This is a genomic window from Leptolyngbya sp. AN02str, from assembly GCF_050565595.1.
In the GTDB taxonomy this organism is placed as follows: domain Bacteria; phylum Cyanobacteriota; class Cyanobacteriia; order Elainellales; family Elainellaceae; genus Kaiparowitsia.
In genome coordinates this window covers 21,352-40,719 of sequence record NZ_JBNXVR010000041.1, presented here as the reverse complement: position 1 = coordinate 40,719, position 19,368 = coordinate 21,352, and the positions used below count along the sequence as shown (strand labels likewise).

Sequence of the window (19,368 nt, the reverse complement as noted above, 5' to 3'; positions counted from 1 at the left end):
AGGTCTAAACCTCCTGAAGTGCAGGTGCGGCGATCGCACCCGGTTGAAAGCAAGCTCTAAGCTCTGCTGCATTGCAGGTAATGTCGAATTTGGTTTCGATGAGGTGTCGAGCCTGGGTAGCGAGTACGGTTCTCAGCTGTGGCTGAGTTAGCAGCGTTTGCATCGCTCTGGCTAAACCCTCCACATCTTGCTGAGCCACGAGCAGCCCCGTTTCCCCGTCACGAATGATTTCGGGAATACCGGTGACATTGGTGGCGATGCAGGGAGTCCCTAAGGTCATGGCCTCAAGTAAAGCAGTGGGCAGACCATCTCGGTTGCCATCCTTGCCAATGACATAAGGGGCGGCAAATACGGCGGCTTCCTGCATGAGGGCAAAGACTTCTCTCTGGGGGCGGGGACCGACGATTTCGATCCAGTGATTGAGATGCAGGGCCGTGATGCGCGATCGCAACTCCTGTTCCATTGGCCCGGTGCCTACAATCTGACAGGTAAATTCACAGCCCCATTGCTTCAGCAGTCCGCAGGCTTCAATCAGGTACGTTAGCCCCTTCTTTTCCACCAGCCGACACACCGATAGAATGCGCGGTGCCCGCTGGGTTGGCGGCTGGTAATGCAGGTCACCCAAGTCCATGCCATTGTAGATACGCTGGACTTTCCCAGCATCTAAGCCAAACTGCTGCTGCAAATGAGCCACGTTGTAATCGCTCACCGTCACTACTGTTGCGGCATCTCGCAGCTTTCGCCGCAAATCATCGGATTCAACGTCATTGTGGAAAATATCTTTGGCGTGGGCTGTAAAGCTGTAGGACACATCTGCAAAGTAGGCGGCTAGTCGGGCAACACTGGTGGCGACGCTGCCAAAGTGGGCGTGCAAATGCGTAATGCCTCGCTGCCGAATTTCTTGGGCCAGCCAGACCGCCTGATACACCACACTGGCTCGCTCGCCAACGGCATAGCCCAGCTTCAACCACAAATCTGGAATGACCTTTGCCGCTTCTTGCAGTTCCGCCCACAAGTAGGTGGCTGCATTTGGCATTTGGCTGGTGACGGAAGCATTCATCCGCCCCTGGACAGGCTTGCTCAAATAGGTGACGGGAGCCCTCACCTGCGCAATCTTGTCTTGAAAGTGGGTATCCGATGGGGGACGCAGTGCAAAAATGTGTAGATCTAAGCCTGCCGCTTCGTGGGCCAGAATTTCGTTAACAATAAAAGTCTCCGAGTAGCGGGGATAGCGTTTGACAATATAAGCGACTTTGGGAGAAGGCATGAGCGTTGACTTTTGAGATTTGGGTTTTCAATTTTGATAGGACTGACGCAAGCCCACTAAATCTGGTGTGTTGGTGTTGTGGGTAGGGTGCGACGCACCCTACCCACAACACCAATGCGTAAGTCCAGTTTTGATAGGACTGACGCACTTCATCCGAAAAACTAGGGAGTTGAATGATGCAAACATCATTCAACTGCGTCAGTCCTGTTGGAATTAGAGTTTTAAACTTTGAGGGATGCCGTCAACTCAACACTCAAAACGAAATACTCTTCAAGAGGCGTGAGGGGCAGAGAGCGGGGTTGTCATCAGCAGGTGTCGCACCTCTATCAACAAATTGCTAAGACCATTCAGGTTCACTGGGGAACGAACCTGGCCAGGAGGAATAGGTTGATGGAGCCATTCGGTCAACGTTGCAGGGCTGAGGTTATCGGGATGCAGCACATCGACTAAGCCCCGCTTTTGCAGCCGTTCAGCTCGAATCCACTGTTCCTGTCGAGGGGTGATACGGGGCACCAGCAGAGCAGGCTTTTGAAAAGACAAAATTTCGCAGGTTGTGTTGTAGCCACCCATGGCAATGACCCGACTGGCTTGTTCCAATAGCAGGGTGGGTTCTTCGAGGTAATCTACAATGTGCAGTTGGGGATTATGAGCCACTTGAGCGAGGAGAGTTTTTCGAACTTCAGGCGGCATAAAAGGGCCGGTCAACAACACGCCAGTCATTGCTTTTGGGAAGGTGGCTTGAGCGAAGGATTGGGCCAGAGCGGCTCCATCTTGGCCGCCTCCTACCGAGCACAGCACCAGATTATCGTTGGGCAGGTTGAGGGCATCCAGGCTGGCGCGCACGCTGGAACGAACATATTGCAAGCGGGGGCGCTGGTTAAGATAGCCCAAAGGCTTCATTTTTGTGGTGATGTCTGCCGATAGGTCGTATTCCTGTCGCAGGTCATAAAGGTTGGCATCGCCGTAAATCCAAATGGCGTCGTAATAGTGAAGCAATGCCTCGGTATAGTCGCCCCGTCGCCAATCTTGTCGTACGGCTTCAGGAGTATCCAGCACGTCTCGTAGGCCCAGCACGCAGCGGATGTGAGGTTGAGATTGCACATACTCTAGGGTGGGGTCTAGTTCCCGCATGGCGCCACGCGGTACGTTGTCTACTATCAAGACATCGGGCTGAAAGTTTTTGACGGCTGTACGAATCAGTTGCGATCGCAAGCCGATTATTTCCTCAAGATCCAGCCTCAATCGTCGGGATTGATAATGGCCATCCTCTCGTTTGCAGAGTGCAGGCAACGTTAGACAGTCAACCCCATCGGGAGTGGACACATCGCTGGCGTCTCGCATCCCACTGATCATCAAAATATTAGCCTCAAGATCAGAGCTTCCAAGGGTTTGGGCGATCAGCAGGTTTCGGCGTTTGTGCCCCAACCCCATGGTGTCGTGGGAGTAAAGCACGATCCGTGGTCGTCTTTGCCCTAGATAGTGTTCCAATGCATCTGGTTTCTGATGTAAAGCCGATAGGGTGGAGAAATAAGATTTTTGCCGAGAACGAAACGGTAAACGAATGAGGGAATGTGGGGGCGAGGTTAATGGAAACAAAGATGGCTCCTTCGCGGCTCGAAAGATAGGTAGATTTCGGGGGCAATCCTTGGTTTGACCCTCAGCAAGTCATGAGGGCTAGGGAGAACAATCCCTAATCTAAAAACTTACTGTGGCCGGAAAACGACAGGGATCTGGCTCCCATTGGTCCCGAAAATCCAGACCAATCCCCGATTTGGGCTAAGTCCGGGTTATGTATCTTTAGGATGCTGGTTCTCGTTAAAACGTGGGTGAAGGTTCTATGAGAACGTTTTCATCTCGGTGTTCCCACATCCTTTTGCCCCTGGACACTTTTGCAGGATACGAATATCAGTTCTCTATCGTCGGGCTACAAATCCCGTCGCCTCAACGATCGCCCTTGATGCAGGAGCGATCGCCGCATTCGGTATATTTCAAAAAGACAATCCCAACTAGTCTTAAGAGTGGGGTGGGCATTGCTCACTCCACTTGGATGGCACTTATGCAGTTGGGCCATGCTTCGTAGGTATAGCGAAAAAACATGGCCAAAAAAGCTGAGGGTTCTGTAATTTAGCGGTTGCTTAACGGTGAAGTTGTGCGGCGGCAGATAACCTCAAACTCTCACCGACAACTTCTGTTCCGTCCGCACCAACGCAGTGTTAGCTTGCGGCAGCACAAAGTACTCACTTTTGAAGAATTACCTTAACCACTTATCAAAGATTGATATCGTTCAATCCATCGGTTCAACTCCTTGTCAGGAAGCCTCACAGTAGAATCTGCTCTAAAGAACAGAAGTGCTGAGTATAGTTGGTTGACTGTAGCAGATTTTGCACTGTACATTTCGTCAATCCCCCAAAGAACCCCGTGAACCTCTACACCAGAACTAGTCGCCAAGTCACGGAGGTTACGATCTCCAGTCATTAAAATGCAATTTGGGGTCTGCTCTGCGATAACGAAAGCAAAACAGTCGTTTAACGTTAAGGCAGGATAGTCGCGATTCACATTTTGGACTTTGATAACTCCCTCACCAGATAAGCTTGCAACTCTTAATGCTCTCTCTAAAAGCTCTTTCTCAGAATCTGAAAAATTTACTAGTTCTTGCTCAAATAAGACATCAGGAATCACCAAATCATATGGAAGCTGAACAAAAGCCTCCAGTAAGGAGGCTTTACGAAGGTCGATCAAACAAGATGTGTCACTAATAAGAATTCGCATCTACTGATTTCGGTCCCTTTAGTCCAGCTTCTACTTTTTCAATTGAGTAACGTAACAGTTCTGCTGCTTTCGAGAGCGAAATCAAATCTTCGGCTAACGCACGATAGCACAACCTTTCAAAGCGGCGAGGTTGTTCATATTCTCCCCTTTTATCATTCGGTTCCAATTCCTCTGGTTCATTAGTGCGCCAAGTTCGAGCTACCGATTGGAACATATAAGTGAGTACAGAACCAGAGATAATGCCAATATCACGTAGGCGCACAATCAGTGCTGCACCGCTAACTCTGTAGATCCGTTTAAGAGAAATCAATTCTCTATATCCAAGTGAGTTTCGGTGCTTACCAACTTCCTTCTCCAAATGAGAACGGGGCATAAGAAATGCTCCTGCAAATCGATTTGCTACATACTCTTCATCTTTTTCGGATAACCTTTGAGGATCAATTAATCGATGACATAGTTCATGGGCAAGGGTTAATCTTCGACGTTCCAATGAGCATTTTTTATTGACCACAATCACTGGTAAAGGAGCTAAATCTCCTCGTCTTGCTACAAGACAAGTAAAACCTGACACTCGTTCTGGAAGATCAACAATGAGAACTTTCAACCCCTTTTCCTCAAGAAGCTCAGTCATGTTGGGGATTGGATCACAACCTAACTTCCAACGATCGCGCACACGGTTAGCGATGTCCTCGGCTTCCTCAATGGAGGAAATCACCTCTAATTGCTCAAAAGGCTTTTTCCAATGGGTTCCGTCTATTTCAAGAATGCCTTCAATTTGCAGGTAACGCTCTACCCATTCGATAACCTCAGTTTCAACACGAGCACGATCTTTTCCAGTCGTACTTGCTTTAGTACGAAAATCAACAGAAGTCAGCTCAATACCTTGACTATTCATTAGGTAAGCAACGGTAACCCCTAATGCTTTACTCAGAGCTAGTAAAACATCAGAACTAGGAGCCATTTCACCACGTTCATATTTGCCAATCGCCTGTGCGGACACTTTGCCATCCAGAACTTCGGCTAAACTACGCAACGAATAGCCAGCTTTTTTTCGAGCAAGCTTAATACGAGTGCCAATCATAAGGTGGTCGGTTTACAAATTTGCGCTACAATATGTATTGTAAACCTAACGTGGGTACAAACATCCCACAAAGGACAGATTATGTCAAAAGTTCATGTGGTACCTTACAACGGTGCTTGGGCTGTGAAGGTTGAGGGAAATTCTAATCCTCTCAGCACTCACAACACTCAAGGTGGAGCCATTGATGCTGGAAAGCCCGTCGCCCAGTCCCAGGGATCAGAGTTGGTTATCCATCGCCCCAATGGTCAAATTCGTGAAGCTTGGTCGTATGGGAATGACCCATATCCGCCTAAAGGCTAAACGAGAAGCCCCAAAGAGGTAGGAGTCTAAGGGGCTTCAGCAAATTGAGTGTTCTTAGGGGTGTAGCTATAGCCGCACCCCGTTCTTACTACTGTAATATATCTTGCTGCTCATATTCACGAGTTCTGTTGATGTAAAGCTTAGAACAACAGGACTTTAGCAAATCAAACTTGCCATTCATGTTGTGGTGAAGACTGAAGCACTTCCTCGTCCAAGATTTAGCAAGCTAACAACTTATTAGACTGAAATCTTCTGCCTAATATCCTAGTTTTGGGTAGATAGGCAGAATAATTCGGCATAATACCCTAGATTCACTACTTATGCCGAATTATTCTGTATAATACGCCGCTCAATCTGAATTGCTAAAATCTTTCCGTATGTTTTTATGTGTTGCGAAGTCAATCAGATGGCTTGGTCGTAAAGATCACAGAATGCCAACAATACTTGTGCCAGCTTGCTCAATTGCCTTTGTGATCGGAGTCTCAATATTACCTGTATATTGAGTTGTCATAGTTTCTATGTATCAGCTTGGGATGATTTAGACGACAGCCTAAGTCATGTATCTTGCTCATTTCACCCATCTAAACAGCGGCGCAGGGCTTGTGAGAGATCTTCGGTGGCTAGGGGTTTAGAGAGAAAATCTTGAAACCCAAGAGATGTTGCGCGCTCGGTCATTCTGGTAGAACCCAAACCACTCATGGCGATCGCCTTCACATTAGGATTAATTTGGTGAAGCAACGACAGGAGGGTGACTCCATCCATACCAGGCATCATCATGTCGATTAAGAGCAGATCAATGTCATCTTTGTAGGTTTGATAGAGGGCGATCGCTTCAGTGCCACTTTCTGCCGCGAGAACGCGATACTGATAGGTTTCCAGCACCGTGCGCACCACTTCTCGAATCGCGGCCTCATCATCCACAATCAAAATCGTCTCTCGATGACCCAGAGGAATATCCACGTTCTCCGCAGCCAGTGCTACGTCTATTTGACTGGCAGGTAAATAGATGGAAAACTCACTCCCCTTGTTGACCTCGCTTTGCACATCAACAAACCCTCCGTGGCTTTTGACAATACCCACGACCGCAGATAAACCAAGTCCAGTGCCTTTGCCAATCTCTTTTGTGGTAAAGAATGGATCAAAAATGCGGGAGAGATTTTCAGGAGAAATTCCTTTGCCCGTGTCAGTCACCGTAACGCGAATGTAGCGTCCGGGTCGAGCTTCTAGAAACGTGCGGGCAGCCGTGTCATCTAGCTCTAGATTTTCAGCTTGAATGATAATGGAACCGCCCTGAGCCATCGCATCCCGCGCATTGACGCAAAGATTCATAAAAACCTGATGCAGTTGAGTTGCGTCTCCCTCAACTATCCAGAGATTGGAACTCAAATCCAACCAAATTTCGATCGATTTGGGCAGCGTTTGACCCATGATCTGACGAATTTCTTGCAGGATGTGAGCCACTTGCAGGCTAATGCGTTTCCCTTCAACCCCTTTCGCAAACGATAGAATTTGCTTGATGAGGGAACTGCCACGGCGGGCGCTGGTCTCTAGAATGTCAAGCAGTTGGTGGGTCTGCTCGGTCATGGTTGGAAATTTGAGGGGAAGGAGTTGGCTTACCCCGAGAATGGGCGTCAGGATATTGTTCAGATCATGGGCAATGCCACTCGCTAAGGTTCCTAAGCTTTCGAGTCGCTGTGCCCGCAGAAACTGCGCTTCAAACTGTTTCTTTTCAGTAATGTCCATGTGGATGCCGACAATGCGCTGGGCCATGCCTTTTGCATCGTGATAGACATTGCTTTTCACGCTAATCCAACGAAGACTACCCCTTGGCTGGATGACTCTAAATTCCACATTGATCGGCTGTTGATCGACAATCGCCTGGTGAAGTGCTTGCTCAATGGTGGGGCAATCGTCCTCATAAAGGGTGTTGAGCCAGCATTCATAGGTATCCCCAAAGCTGCCCGGTTCAACCTCGTACAGCGTTTCCAGCTCTGGAGACCAAATGACTTGATTGGTTTCCAAATTCCATTCAAACGTCCCCATTTTGGCCGCTTGTTGGGCCAGCGTCAGTCGTTCTTGAACGGACTTGCGTTCTTGAACTTCCTGTAGCAAGAGCGTATTGGCGTTATCGAGTTCAGCCGTTCGCTGTTGCACCCGTTGTTCCAACGTTTCATTGGCTTCGCGCAGCGCTACTTCTCCCTGCTGCCGCTCGATGGCATACCGCAGCGATCGCACCAGCAAGTCCTGGTTGACCTGCCGTTTGACTAAATAATCCTGTGCGCCTCGACGCACCGCTTCTACCGCCAGATCATCATCATTGGTATTGGTCAAAACCACGATGGGAATGCCAGGCGCCTTTCCCAACAGTTTATCCAGGGAGGCTAACCCGTAGCTATCGGGAAGGGTGAGATCCAGCAAAATGATATCGACTGGATGCTGCTCACAGTGAGCCATGCCTTCTTCCAACCGATTAACGTGGGTGAGTTGGGCTTGGTGTAGGAGACTGCCCTTGAGGATTTCCTGCAAAAATCGAGCTTCGGCTTGGTTATCCTCAATCAGCAGAATGCTCTCGACTGGACAAGTGATGGACTTTATGAGGGTAGGGCGACTGTTTCTAACCAAAATTCCGCTATCCCCCGAACAATCTTAAACAATTGGCTAAGGTTACGAGATTTAGAGATGTAGCAGTTTACATACAGGTCGTAGCTGTTGTGGATGTCTTCTTCATTACGGGAGGTTGTTAGCACAACCACTGGAATGTGGCACAACTCAGGGTCTACCTTGATATCAGCCAGTACTTCCCGACCATCTTTGCGAGGCAAATTTAAGTCCAGCAAAATCAGGTCGGGACGGACGGCATTTTCGTAGTCTCCCTCCCGCCGTAGGTAGGCCATGGCGTCTACCCCATCACGGGCGATCGCAATGTCACACTCTACGGCGGTATTTTTGAGCGCTTCTTGAATCAGGCGAATATCACCCAAATTATCTTCCACTAAAAAGATAGTTTTGCGTCTTCCATCGGTTAGCATGGCTCGGATCTAACCCTCCCACGGGCAATGTGAAGTAGAATGTTGCACCTTGACCCAGCTCCGATTCGACCCAAATCTGTCCGCGATGGCACTCAACAATCTTTTTGCAGATGGCCAGCCCCATTCCAGAGCCGGGATATTCGTCGCGGGTGTGAAGCCGTTGGAAGATCACAAAGATGCGATCGCTAAATTTTGGATCAATGCCAATGCCATTGTCATGGACTCCAAATTTCCAAGATTCCTCCGTTCGCTCAACGCTAATGTGAATCCGGGGAGGTTGCTCAAATTGACGGAATTTAACCGCGTTACCAATCAGGTTTTGGAACAGCTGCATTAGTTGAGTGCGATCGGCTACCAGTTGCGGCATGGCATCATAGGTCACGGTTGCCTGGGTTTCGCCAATGCGACTACGCAAATTGGCGATCGCCTGGGTCACTGCATCTTCGACATTCGTGAGCTGGCACTCAATGCCCTTCAGGTCTACCTTAGAGTAAGCCAACACGTCATCAATCAACGTTTGCATCAACCCAACGCCATCCACTGCAAAGTTGATAAACTCCTTCGCATCCTCATCGAGAGCGCTGTCATAGCGCATCTCTAACAGCTGCACATAGTTGGCTACCTGGTTGAGTGGCTCCTGCAAATCATGGGACGCGACATAGGCAAACTTCTTCAGCTCTGCGTTCGATCGCTCCAAATCTTGTGCCAGGAACGCCAACTCTTCGGCTTGTCGCAGCACAATATTGACGATCGCCTTGCGAAATTCCAATGCTGCCTTCACTTCAGCCGCTTGCCAGGGCAGTGACTTGAGACGCACCGTTTCCTTCCACAACGCAAATGACTGTCGGGGACACAACCGAACATCTTCTACATCGGTTCCCTTCAGCACATAAGCTTTGTTTGGGTCTCCCCCCCAATTGACGGTTTGGATGACCTCAGGACGAAACCATAGAACAAAACTTCGCTTTGAAATGGGAATTGCTAGCAGGCCGCTGGCGATGTGTTTAAACCGCTCAGCCTCAAAGTAAATCTGCGGCAGAGAATCTGTGTAAAACACATCTTCAGACACATGTTTGGCCAACCACTGAGTCAAATAGGTCAACTCCTCCTCAGAAGGAGTCCGGCCTATCATCGTCCACCGCCCGTTAAAGCAGACAGCCGCCCCAGATGCATTGGCTAAATCCAATAAATTGGGGTCGCCCTGCACCAGCGCATCAATAAAGTTGTCATGCCGCGACATCGCATTAATCAACGACGTTTGCACGTGAGACAGCTTCATGCGGTAGTGGTGGTCGGCTTCTTCTTCTCGGTTGGCAATTTCCGAGAAAATCACGCGACCCAAAAATTCACAGGCTTTACGCAGCTCATAGGGAATTTGCCGAGGGGTGCGATGGTGGCAAGCGATTAAACCCCACAGCTTTTGATCCTTCATTAAGGAAATCGTGAGGGAGGAGCCCACCCCCATGTTGTGCAGATACTCAAGGTGACAGGGGAATGGACTGCGCAGAATAGACTGGGTGAGGTCAGTGGGCTGATGGGTTTGAGGATTGATCGGTGGGTAAATATCTACAGGCTCAGCCGTCGCGTCTGGAATGGTGCGAATCCAGTTGGAGATGAACATTTTGCGAGCGGGCAGGGGAATATCTGACTCGGGGAAGTGGAGCCCCATATAAGGCTCCATCTCAGGAGCTTTGTCCTCAGCTACGACCTCGCCATGGTTATCTTGGTCAAAGCGATAGAGCATGACGCGATCGAACCCCGTCACACTTCGGACTTCTTGCACAATGGTTTGAAAAAATTGGGTTAAATTCGCGCCTGCTTCCAATTGATGAATGGAGCCGCGTGTTAAATGATAAAAGCCCAAAAAAGGAATATTTTCTTGAAGTAAAGACGGCTCTAATTCCAGCACCAAAAAGCCATCTGCACTGCGATGAGCGATCGCATCAAATACACCATAATCATCCCCAACTCGACGAATCCAAACCTTCGAAGGATTCATCAAATCCAAGTTTTCGGCAGCTAGCCCTTGCAGTAATTTATCAGCCTGATAGGAGTCAAAGATATCCTCCAGAGTTTTCCCAATCAAGTCTTCAGCCGGTCTTCCAACGAGCTTTGAGACATTCCGGCTTGCTTGTAAAACCGTCATATCTGGCTCTTGCAGCACCAGAATTGCACCGTGAGGCTGCACCTGGTTCAAAGTATGGAGAGAGGGTTGTTTTAAGCTTGAAAGATGATTGTCTGAAATGCTTAGGGACTGGCTGCTCATGTTTGTTATCTCCCGCTCTTCTTAGAAGAAGCGTCAGTTTTATAGCGTGAAATTCAAAAGAATTTAACACTGCTCTATCTGACGATAGAACATCAAACTTACCAACTTGGGAGAAAGTTGTTAAATAAAACTAAAGCTTGAAAAGACTCGAAATAAAATGCCAAATCTTGCAATAAAGCAGTTTAATTCCACACAAAAAAACATCTGCTCGATAAAAGGTTTTGGCTTATTTCGATTCCTTCAAATAGGTTCAAAACTATTTCAATATAGAGAAGTGTTTACTCCTGGGGGAGCGTTACAATTTTTAGCCAAAAGTCTTCAATGCGACGAATGGTTTGAATCAACTGGTCGCGATCGCCCGGGCGGATAACATAGCAATTGCCTTGAATCGCATAGGTCTTGAAGATGTCCTCTGATCGGTCAGACATTGTCAACACAATGATGGGAATACGCCTCAGGTCGGGAGCTGTTTTGATCATAGAGAGGAGGTCATAACCCATCGGTTCACCCGTCAGATCCAGATCTAACAGGATCAGGTCGGGGCGTTGACTCGTAGCATACGGCCCCTCACGCCGCAGGAAATTTAAGGCTTCCTGAGTGTGACCCATCGTTACTATCTGAGGGTTCATCTCATTTTCAGCCAGCACTTCTTGAATCAGATGCCTATAGGTTGGGTCTGATTGCAGCACAAGAATCAGGCGTTGAGTCGAAAGATCCTGCATTTTACATCCAGAACGACCTGCCGTTTATTCTGGCATTGATCGAGCCGTTCGGAGTATGGTTGCTACGATCGCAAATCTGTAACGTTGACAGAGACAGACACTAAATTCCACTCAAGGCTTAAAAGTAGTCGAAAGGCAGAGGCACTAAACGGCGATTCTGTTGCACTATCGGTACATTGACCTTGAAGAAAGATTACTAACGTGGTGCCCCTTACTGCTGACATCTCGCCTAATTCAATTGATCAGCAAAGTCGTTTAACGCCAGATGAATTGATCGCTCACGCTGTTGAAATTTCGGATTTCTGCGCTGAAAACGCTAGCGCGATCGACCATAACGGTGCGTTTCCAGTCAAAGAATTTGAGCTGATCGCAAACACTGGTTTATTGGCAGCACCGTTGCAACCAGAGTTGGGTGGATGCGGTTTGGGGGTGGATGCGGGCCTTACAGGCACGTTACTCATGCTGTTGAAACAGCTGGGACGCGGGAATTTGGCGGTGGGTCGCATTTACGAAGGCCATGTGAATGCACTGCAACTCATCCAAACCTTTGGCACACGCGAACAGATGGAACGCTATGCCAGTGATGCGCGCGATCGCCACAAAATCTTTGGTGTGTGGAATGCAGAAGCCGCTGATGGTGTAACAGTCCATCCGATGGAAGATGGGCGATATCGCCTGGAAGGTTCCAAAACGTTTTGTTCAGGATCGGGGTTTGTCGATCGACCGTTTGTAAATGGACCGTTAGGGGACGGCCCCTGGCAAATGTGCATTGTCCCGATGGAAGCGGTCGCAACGGTAAGTGATCCAAGCTGGTGGCAACCGTCAGGTATGCGCGCTACAGCGAGCTTCAAAGTCGATTTTACCAATGTGGAATTGGATGCAAGTGCCTTGATTGGGAAACCGGGTGATTATTTTCGCCAACCGTGGCTAACGGCAGGAGTCATCCGCTTTGCAGCCGTGCAGCTCGGAGGTGCAGAAGCGCTGTTTGATACCACTCGACATTACCTGAATAGCCTCAATCGCACGACAGATCCCTACCAGCAGGAACGCCTGGGACGTATGGCGATCGCCATTGAAAGCGGCAATCTTTGGTTACGCAACGCCGCAGAGCTTGTGAAAGACTATGCACCGATGTTTGGTGGACATCCTGATCAACCCTCTGACCAGGCAGATAAACTGGTCGCCTACGCCAATATGGTACGAACGGCGATCGAACAGATCTGTATGGATGTGATGCAGCTTTGTGAGCGATCGGTGGGTACGCGTGGATTGTTGCCTCCCTACCCGATGGAGCGCATCATCCGGGATTTAACCCTGTATTTGCGACAACCTGTCTTTGATGCGGCTCTGGCAAACGTCGGACAGTATGCTTTAGCGCAACCCAATGCTGCCTATTCCCTGTGGTCTGATGATGGCAATGACTAGTCAACCATCCTTGCTGAATTCTGCGGCATTACCGCTGCGATCGGTGCAGACCATCGCTGGTTCGGCGCTGGTTGTCGCACCCCATCCCGATGATGAAACCTTGGGCTGTGGCGGGGCGATCGCGCTGTTGCGAGCGTTGGGCTATCCAGTGCATGTTCTGGTTATGAGCGATGGTACGCTGTCGCATCCGCGATCGCTCAAATACCCTGCCCCACGGTTGCAAGCACTCCGGGAAGCCGAAACGTTACACGCCCTCTCAACGTTGGGTGTAGACGCAGCAGAGGTTACCTTTTTGCGGTTGCCCGATGGTTCCGTTCCCACGTCTGCATCTCCTGGCATACATGAAGCCGTAATGCGTTGTCGCACGTATCTAGAAACGCGGCTGCCAGAAACCATTTTTTTACCCTGGCGATTCGATCCGCACCCTGATCATCGCGCTACCTGGCAACTCCTTCGCACAGCATTGCTTGACTTGATTTCTGAAAGCCCCTGCTCTAAGGGAAGTCGGGGCTCTCATCCACCCTATCCCAATGGTTCACTACGCGTCATTGAATACCCAATCTGGGATTGGGATCCGGAACAACAAGGAGATTTTAGCCACCTGGAACACATTGTCAGTTGGCGGTTGGATATTCAAACCGTGTTGGAGAAAAAGCTGATGGCGATCGCAGCCTACCAGTCTCAAACCACCAATCTGATTGATGACGATCCAGAAGGATTTCAGTTAACACCAGAGATGCTGGCAAACTTTGCGCGTCCCTGGGAAGTTTATTTGGAGGAGATTCGATGAAGCCATCTCAATCATCCCTTACCCCTGACTATTTTGATTCCCTGTACACCGCTGATGCTGACCCCTGGAAGTTTGAAACCAGCGACTACGAGGCGAAGAAGTACGCGGCAACAATGGCAGCTTTGCCGAGCGATCGCTATCGTTCGGCGTTAGAAATTGGCGGTTCAATTGGTGTCCTTACGGAAATGCTGGCGACCCGGTGCGATTCTTTGCTATCGCTGGATGTATCAGAAAAGGCGCAGCAGAAGGCGATCGAGCGGTGTCAATCCCTACCACATGTTCGTTTCCAGCTCATGCAGGTGCCACAAGCCTATCCAGACGAACAATTCGACCTCACAGTGCTCTCAGAAGTGGGCTACTACTGGTGTTTAGATGACCTTAAGAAAGCGCAGCAGTTAATTTTGCAACAGCTTGAACCGGGTGGTCATCTCCTGTTGGTTCACTGGACGCCTTACGACGCGTATTATCACAATCCACTCAGTGGTGATGAAGTTCACGAATCCTTTTTAGCCCTCCCTTCGTCACAAATTCGGCATATAAAGGGCGATCGCGCCGAAACTTATCGACTCGATTTATTTGAACGTATCTAGTCAAGAGCTTAAACCTTTCAAGCTCTACAGTTAATTTTTCATTGAAAACATCTTAAGAACTCCCTCTTTTGGCTCACGTAGTGTCTTGCAGTTAGTTCTACGATCAGCCTATGGAGACCGCTCTCAAACGAAAAAAATTGGCGAAAAGGCATGACTACCTGCCAGGTTTAACCCTTCAACAACTGGCGATTGGAGATACAAAGCGGTTTCATTCTGGACAGTCCAACGATACGCGCAATCAGTCCTGCCTCAAACGCCAGAACACCTCATCATCAAAAGGATTTCTTCATGTTTTTCCATAAAAAAGACCCGATTCACGTCGTTAATGTTAACGAAGCAGACCCACGCTTCGCTCAGCTTTTGTTAGAGCAATTTGGTGGAGCCACGGGAGAACTTTCAGCGGCGTTGCAATACTGGGTGCAGTCTTTTCACGTTGAGAATGCTGGCATCAAAGATATGCTGCAAGATATCGCCATTGAAGAATTTGGTCACCTGGAAATGGTGGGCAAGTTGATTGAAGCTCACACCAAAAACGTGGATCAGACGGATGCTTTTAAGAGCAGCTTATTTGCTGTGCGTGGCATGGGGCCTCACTTCTTAGATAGTCAGGGAACCGCTTGGACAGCGACTTACTTGAATGAAGGCGGCGACGTGGTTCGCGATTTGAGAGCAAACGTTGCAGCTGAGGCTGGAGCCCGTCAAACTTACGAATCACTGATCAAGCTGTGTCCCGATGACGGTACCAAGCAGACATTGGTGCATCTTCTAACCCGTGAGATTTCTCACACAAAGATGTTCATGGAAGCACTCAATTCACTGGGTAAATTGGATGATCCGTTCTTTGGTAACGTTCAACCCGATGAAACGGTTGATTTATACTACAATCTGTCATCGAATGGCAAATCAGGCGACGATCGCGGCCCCTGGAACTCTGAACCCAACTTCCGGTACATCGCTGATCCTATAAACCAGCATCAATCAAAGTAGAAGTAGTTATCTACGTCTCAACGCCTCACTCCATGCATTTACTGTGGAGTGGGGCGTTGTTTTGTAAGACCTTTTTTAACGGAGTTAGCAACAGGTGGATACGGTCACGGCATTGTTTTTCCTCAACAGGGGATGTCATATGCTCAATTCAATGAAGTATGACTCACCACTGCTGATGCTGTGGTTACGCGTCCTCAAGCCGTCGTTGCCGTCGTCACCTGTGTTGAAGCTGTCATGCGTAAGGGGGAAGCGATCGCGACCAGCGGGGAAGCTGCGGTGCCTAATGGAAAAGCGTCCTTCAAGTGAGAGACGTTGTTCGATTGAGACCGCAGCGGCTCTAGCAGCAAACGCAGGTCGTTCATTGCTTGCTGAATGTTGATGGGCGGCCATCGCTGCTGCCAAAGCCCTTCCCGTACCTGCTGCTGTTCGATTTGCTCTAATAACGCACCGAAAGAGGCAGGCTGTGCCAATCGATCCATCAACCAGCCGCGATCGACACCTAACCGATTTGCAGGTAACGCAACGTCCGATACCGTGGGTGTGTAACCATCCAACGCCCGGTTTAGGAGCCGCCTCAACTCATGGCGGGCTTGCAACCGAGCGACAATCGCGCCTGCGGGTTCAACTAAAAACGGCTGGTGTTGTACGCCCATGGTTGCCCATTGATTGAGCTGGTGAGCTAATCCATTTTGAGCGCGTCCAACCTGCCGAGCTGACGTGGTCACTTGTACCCGTAGACTATGACGAAAGCGCGCATTCACTCGCAGCAACGCACGGTAGAGGGCAACATCCTCGGATGTTTTTACCGGGGGCAACCCGCCTGCCTGTTCATACATGTCTGCTGTCACGGCAAAACTTGCACCGTAATGTTGAAAGTGCCGCGGCATCGCGTCAAACGGATCGGGATCGAGGTAAGCTTCCAGTTCAGCAATCAAAAACCGATACCCCACTTCCCGTAAGTGGCAGGCTCTCGCATAGGGATCAAGAGCAGCTCGATCGTGACGATCGGTCATGATTCGTCCACCCACCGCATCAGCCCCAGCTTGAATTTCGTGCAGCGTCGCCGCAATCCAGGTAGGAGCGACACAGGTATCACCATCCGTGGAAGCAATCACTCCCCGCGTGCGCCCTAATCCCATCAAGCGGGAATGCGCCTCATCCATCAGTCGCTTCCGCACCCAGCCAATGTACGCTTGAGATGCAGGCAGCGTTTGCTCCACCACATGTAGCACCAGATTTGGTTGCCGTTGGGCAAACCGTCGAGCGATCGCGGCAGAATCATCGCTGCAATTATTTGCCAACAAAATTACTTCATAGCGCTTTGATGGAATTGGGCGGCCATGCAAATCCACCTGGTACGCCAGAGCCGTAAGGGTGCGCTCTAAAACTTCCGCCTCGTTTCGGACAGGCACGATCACGCAGACCTCACATTGAGGCAATGGTGGTGTTGACACTAAAGGGGGAGATTCAATTTCAGAAAGACGAGAAATTGATGGAACCGCGATCGCTGTCAGGCAATCATTCACGTAACCCACTGCTGTATCTCCAAAGCGATCAAGCGGTTGCAGCAAGCTGTGTTATGGAAAGCTGCGTTATGAAAGTGCTTCATATTTCTTGATTTTGAAGCGTTGTTCAAACGGCTTAATCTGCCCATTGATGGAGATTGTTCAATCGGCGCATACTCCCAAGCAGCAATGTTTCCAAAGGTATAGGGCTTACTGTAACAAGATCGTCATCATTTCGCTGGGTAATGTTCTAGACAGGTGGGTGTGTGGTGGAAGGGATCTGGAGCATCCCTTCCACCACACACATCCACAACTGTGAAACACAACCATTTCGCTGAATGCCCTTTAGACGAGCGTTTCCTGGCTGTGGAGGCTTATTTGTTGAGATGCCACTGAAGCAGCAACTTTCAATCGTGAGATTGGGAAGCTCCCGCTAGACCTGAAAGGGTTAGCCGGAGAGGATATTACTGGAAAAGTAAAGCGACTTTTAGTGCTTCAGCGATGGCGACCTAAGTGAGCCGAAAAGATTCTTAGATTGGGACTGTCGTGAGCACCGGTTCGAGGTTTTTGATAATGGCCACGGCATTTGCAACCCCATTTTCAGATCTGATTTTTTCTCCTAAACTCGCTGCCTGCCGCTGCATGGTGCGATCGCCCACCACCGTTTGAATCGCTTGTGCTAGTCGCTCTGCTGTAAGCTGTTTGCGCGGAATTGGTGCGGTTCCCACGCCTAAATCTGCAACTCGTTGCCCCCAAAAGCCCTGATCACCAAAAAACGGAATAATGATCGTTGGCACTCCTGCCCGGAGCCCTGCCGCTGTTGTACCTGCCCCTCCATGATGGACAACTGCCGCAACTCGTGGAAACAACCACGCATGGGGAACAGATTTGATCAGAAACGCATTATCTGGCATTTTTTCTCTCTGCATTCCACTCCAGCCCGCCAGCAAAATCGCGCGTTGTCCTGTTTTTTCCAGAGCTTGTAAAACAAGCTCAGCGGTTTCTTCTGGGTTGCGATTTCCCATACTGCCAAAGCCGATGTAGACCGGGGGTGAACCGGCCTCTAGAAAGTTCACCAGATCGGTCGGGGGAGTCCAATCAGAGGCGGCATCCAGAAACCAATAGCCGGTGACATCGGCATTGTGCCAATCCGACGGCTTGGCAAGAACAGCAGGACTGAATCCATAGAGAGTTGGCAAGCGACGCAAATAGGAAGATTGGTGGGGACCGAAAAAGGGAGATGGGGATAAGTCGAGAACTTGCTGACGAGCGGCGGTATCACCTGAACGAGAGCCTTGCCAGATAATTTGTCTCAAAACTTGATGGGATAACCAATTAACGGTGCCTCCCCAACGGTTGAGCGACTGTGGAAACAAAATTCCTGGAAACGTCCGGGTAGGCGTAAAGGGAAACACAAAGGCTGGCAGCAGGGGAATCTCTAACTTCTCTGCAAACGACAGCGCAAGATACAGCCCTCCCACTCCTGCGATTAGCAAATCTATGCCGCGACAGGCTTCTAACCCTGATTGCGCCCATTGAATAGACACTCGTTCGGTTTCTTTTGCCGTCTTTAGGGTCATGGTTATAAAGTTTCCCTTCTCGGAAAGCTCCCGCATTTCTGGGGTTTCAATCAGTTCTTGTACGTTTCCTTGCATGGGGCAAAAATCTAGGCCATGCGAGGTGGCTAAGCCTCCAAAGTTCTCATGGGTTAATAAACGGACAGCGTAACCCGCTGCTTTTAGCCCTTTCCCCAGTGCAATGTAGGGCTGTACATCTCCCTGACTCCCCAAAGCAATGATGGCGATCCGCATCACAAGGACTCCTAATTTGATGACTGGAGTTAATGGCACAAAATTGACGATTATGTCATTTTGACGATAGCGTCATTTTGATGGAAGTGTCAACAAGCGGTATGCTAGGTTCGGTATTGTTCAACGCAAGCTTCATGAAGCCCTCTCGTCGAGCCTCGATTGGCATGGAAAAACGGGAACGGACGCGATCGCATTTGATCGAGTCCGCTTATCGGGTCTTTGCTCGCAAAGAAACGGATGCGGTCACCATTGACGACATTATTGCCGAGGCGGGCGTTGCCAGAGGGACGTTTTATAACTACTTTCAAACCCGTGAAGAGGTATTGAGAGCTGTTGCAGCATCGTTGAGTGATGTGATGAATCAAAAAATTTGGGCACAGTATGCAACGATCGCAGACCCGGCTGAACGAATGGCGATCGGCTTGCGGCAGTTTCTCCATCAAGCGATGCGTGATGCCACCTGGGGATGGGTGATTGTTCGCATTGGGTTGGTGGCAGCCCCTTTGAGTGAAACGATCGAACGGGGTTTGATGTCCGATTTAGAAGCAGGAATCCGGTTGAAACGGTTTCGTGTAGACAGTGTGCAAGCCTCCGTGGATCTTGTTTTAGGAACATCACTGATGGCAATGCGCACCATTCTGGAAGGACATACCGAAGCAAATTATCCAGAACAGATTACAAAGTTAATTCTTAAATCGTTGGGAGTGAGTAGTGATGATGCGGAGGCGATCGCATTCAAAGCCTTGGAACCATTTTCAGAAGAGTAGCAGGAAGTATCTGATGTCTCGATGATTGAGTAATCATCAGCTTACTCAGGACTCGACTG

Annotated in this window: 17 protein-coding genes; 7 read left to right on the top strand and 10 right to left on the bottom strand. The window is 49.4% G+C overall.

What is annotated here, in order from left to right; all coding sequences use genetic code 11:
* Nucleotides 1-4 precede the first annotated feature (4 nt).
* The gene (locus ACQ4M4_RS23000; RefSeq protein ID WP_430686810.1) at nt 5-1,267 is read right to left on the bottom strand and encodes a glycosyltransferase family 4 protein; all 1,263 of its coding nucleotides are present in this window, start codon (nt 1,265-1,267) and stop codon (nt 5-7) included.
* A 270-nt stretch (nt 1,268-1,537) separates the two neighbouring features.
* Nucleotides 1,538-2,719 (bottom strand): glycosyltransferase family protein, encoded by a 1,182-nt coding sequence (locus ACQ4M4_RS22995; protein WP_430686809.1) that lies wholly within the window; start codon nt 2,717-2,719, stop codon nt 1,538-1,540.
* A 421-nt stretch (nt 2,720-3,140) separates the two neighbouring features.
* Here ACQ4M4_RS22995 and ACQ4M4_RS22990 point away from each other — a divergent pair, with 421 nt between their 5' ends.
* The gene (locus ACQ4M4_RS22990) at nt 3,141-3,347 is read left to right on the top strand and encodes a hypothetical protein (protein ID WP_430686808.1); all 207 of its coding nucleotides are present in this window, start codon (nt 3,141-3,143) and stop codon (nt 3,345-3,347) included.
* Between the two features lie 176 nt (nt 3,348-3,523).
* On the opposite strand, the gene ACQ4M4_RS22985 is transcribed toward ACQ4M4_RS22990, so the two are convergent.
* Complete coding sequence (locus ACQ4M4_RS22985) at nt 3,524-4,036, bottom strand: hypothetical protein (protein ID WP_430686807.1); 513 nt, start codon at nt 4,034-4,036, stop codon at nt 3,524-3,526.
* Nucleotides 4,020-5,117, bottom strand: coding sequence for a helix-turn-helix domain-containing protein (locus ACQ4M4_RS22980; RefSeq protein ID WP_430686806.1), 1,098 nt, complete (start codon nt 5,115-5,117; stop codon nt 4,020-4,022). The genes ACQ4M4_RS22985 and ACQ4M4_RS22980 overlap by 17 nt, the downstream gene beginning before the upstream one ends.
* Before the next feature lie 81 nt (nt 5,118-5,198).
* Here ACQ4M4_RS22980 and ACQ4M4_RS22975 point away from each other — a divergent pair, with 81 nt between their 5' ends.
* Nucleotides 5,199-5,417, top strand: coding sequence for a DUF2188 domain-containing protein (locus tag ACQ4M4_RS22975; RefSeq protein WP_430686805.1), 219 nt, complete (start codon nt 5,199-5,201; stop codon nt 5,415-5,417).
* A 573-nt stretch (nt 5,418-5,990) separates the two neighbouring features.
* Here the strand turns inward: ACQ4M4_RS22975 and ACQ4M4_RS22970 are convergent.
* The 4 genes from ACQ4M4_RS22970 to ACQ4M4_RS22955 all read right to left on the bottom strand — a co-directional run bounded on the left by ACQ4M4_RS22970 (nt 5,991) and on the right by ACQ4M4_RS22955 (nt 11,434).
* On the bottom strand, nt 5,991-8,039 hold the full coding sequence (locus tag ACQ4M4_RS22970; RefSeq protein WP_430686804.1) for a response regulator: 2,049 nt from the start codon (nt 8,037-8,039) through the stop codon (nt 5,991-5,993).
* Nucleotides 8,009-8,446, bottom strand: a complete 438-nt coding sequence (locus ACQ4M4_RS22965) for a response regulator (RefSeq protein WP_430686803.1) — start codon at nt 8,444-8,446, stop codon at nt 8,009-8,011. The genes ACQ4M4_RS22970 and ACQ4M4_RS22965 overlap by 31 nt, the downstream gene beginning before the upstream one ends.
* Nucleotides 8,400-10,712, bottom strand: coding sequence for an ATP-binding protein (locus tag ACQ4M4_RS22960; RefSeq protein WP_430686802.1), 2,313 nt, complete (start codon nt 10,710-10,712; stop codon nt 8,400-8,402). The genes ACQ4M4_RS22965 and ACQ4M4_RS22960 overlap by 47 nt, the downstream gene beginning before the upstream one ends.
* Nucleotides 10,713-10,990: 278 nt before the next feature.
* A complete protein-coding gene (locus ACQ4M4_RS22955; RefSeq protein ID WP_430686801.1) occupies nt 10,991-11,434 on the bottom strand; it encodes a response regulator in 444 nt (147 codons plus the stop codon).
* A 204-nt stretch (nt 11,435-11,638) separates the two neighbouring features.
* Between ACQ4M4_RS22955 and ACQ4M4_RS22950 the strand changes: the two genes are divergently transcribed.
* The 4 genes from ACQ4M4_RS22950 (at nt 11,639) to ACQ4M4_RS22935 (ending at nt 15,226) form a co-directional block, all read left to right on the top strand.
* Nucleotides 11,639-12,859, top strand: a complete 1,221-nt coding sequence (locus ACQ4M4_RS22950; RefSeq protein WP_430686800.1) for an acyl-CoA dehydrogenase family protein — start codon at nt 11,639-11,641, stop codon at nt 12,857-12,859.
* Nucleotides 12,852-13,649, top strand: a complete 798-nt coding sequence (locus ACQ4M4_RS22945; RefSeq protein ID WP_430686799.1) for a PIG-L deacetylase family protein — start codon at nt 12,852-12,854, stop codon at nt 13,647-13,649. Before ACQ4M4_RS22950 ends, ACQ4M4_RS22945 begins: the two co-directional genes overlap by 8 nt.
* Nucleotides 13,646-14,239, top strand: a complete 594-nt coding sequence (locus tag ACQ4M4_RS22940; RefSeq protein ID WP_430686798.1) for an SAM-dependent methyltransferase — start codon at nt 13,646-13,648, stop codon at nt 14,237-14,239. Before ACQ4M4_RS22945 ends, ACQ4M4_RS22940 begins: the two co-directional genes overlap by 4 nt.
* 189 nt (nt 14,240-14,428) lie before the next feature.
* Complete coding sequence (locus tag ACQ4M4_RS22935; RefSeq protein WP_430686797.1) at nt 14,429-15,226, top strand: manganese catalase family protein; 798 nt, start codon at nt 14,429-14,431, stop codon at nt 15,224-15,226.
* A 194-nt stretch (nt 15,227-15,420) separates the two neighbouring features.
* Here ACQ4M4_RS22935 and ACQ4M4_RS22930 read toward each other — a convergent pair whose 3' ends face one another.
* Complete coding sequence (locus ACQ4M4_RS22930; RefSeq protein ID WP_430686796.1) at nt 15,421-16,797, bottom strand: glycosyltransferase; 1,377 nt, start codon at nt 16,795-16,797, stop codon at nt 15,421-15,423.
* Nucleotides 16,798-17,261: 464 nt separating this feature from the next.
* The gene (locus ACQ4M4_RS22925; protein ID WP_430686795.1) at nt 17,262-18,581 is read right to left on the bottom strand and encodes a glycosyltransferase; all 1,320 of its coding nucleotides are present in this window, start codon (nt 18,579-18,581) and stop codon (nt 17,262-17,264) included.
* A 95-nt stretch (nt 18,582-18,676) separates the two neighbouring features.
* On the opposite strand from ACQ4M4_RS22925, the gene ACQ4M4_RS22920 reads away from it, so the two are divergent.
* Nucleotides 18,677-19,309, top strand: a complete 633-nt coding sequence (locus ACQ4M4_RS22920; RefSeq protein ID WP_430686794.1) for a TetR/AcrR family transcriptional regulator — start codon at nt 18,677-18,679, stop codon at nt 19,307-19,309.
* The last annotated feature ends 59 nt before the right edge of the window (nt 19,310-19,368 follow it).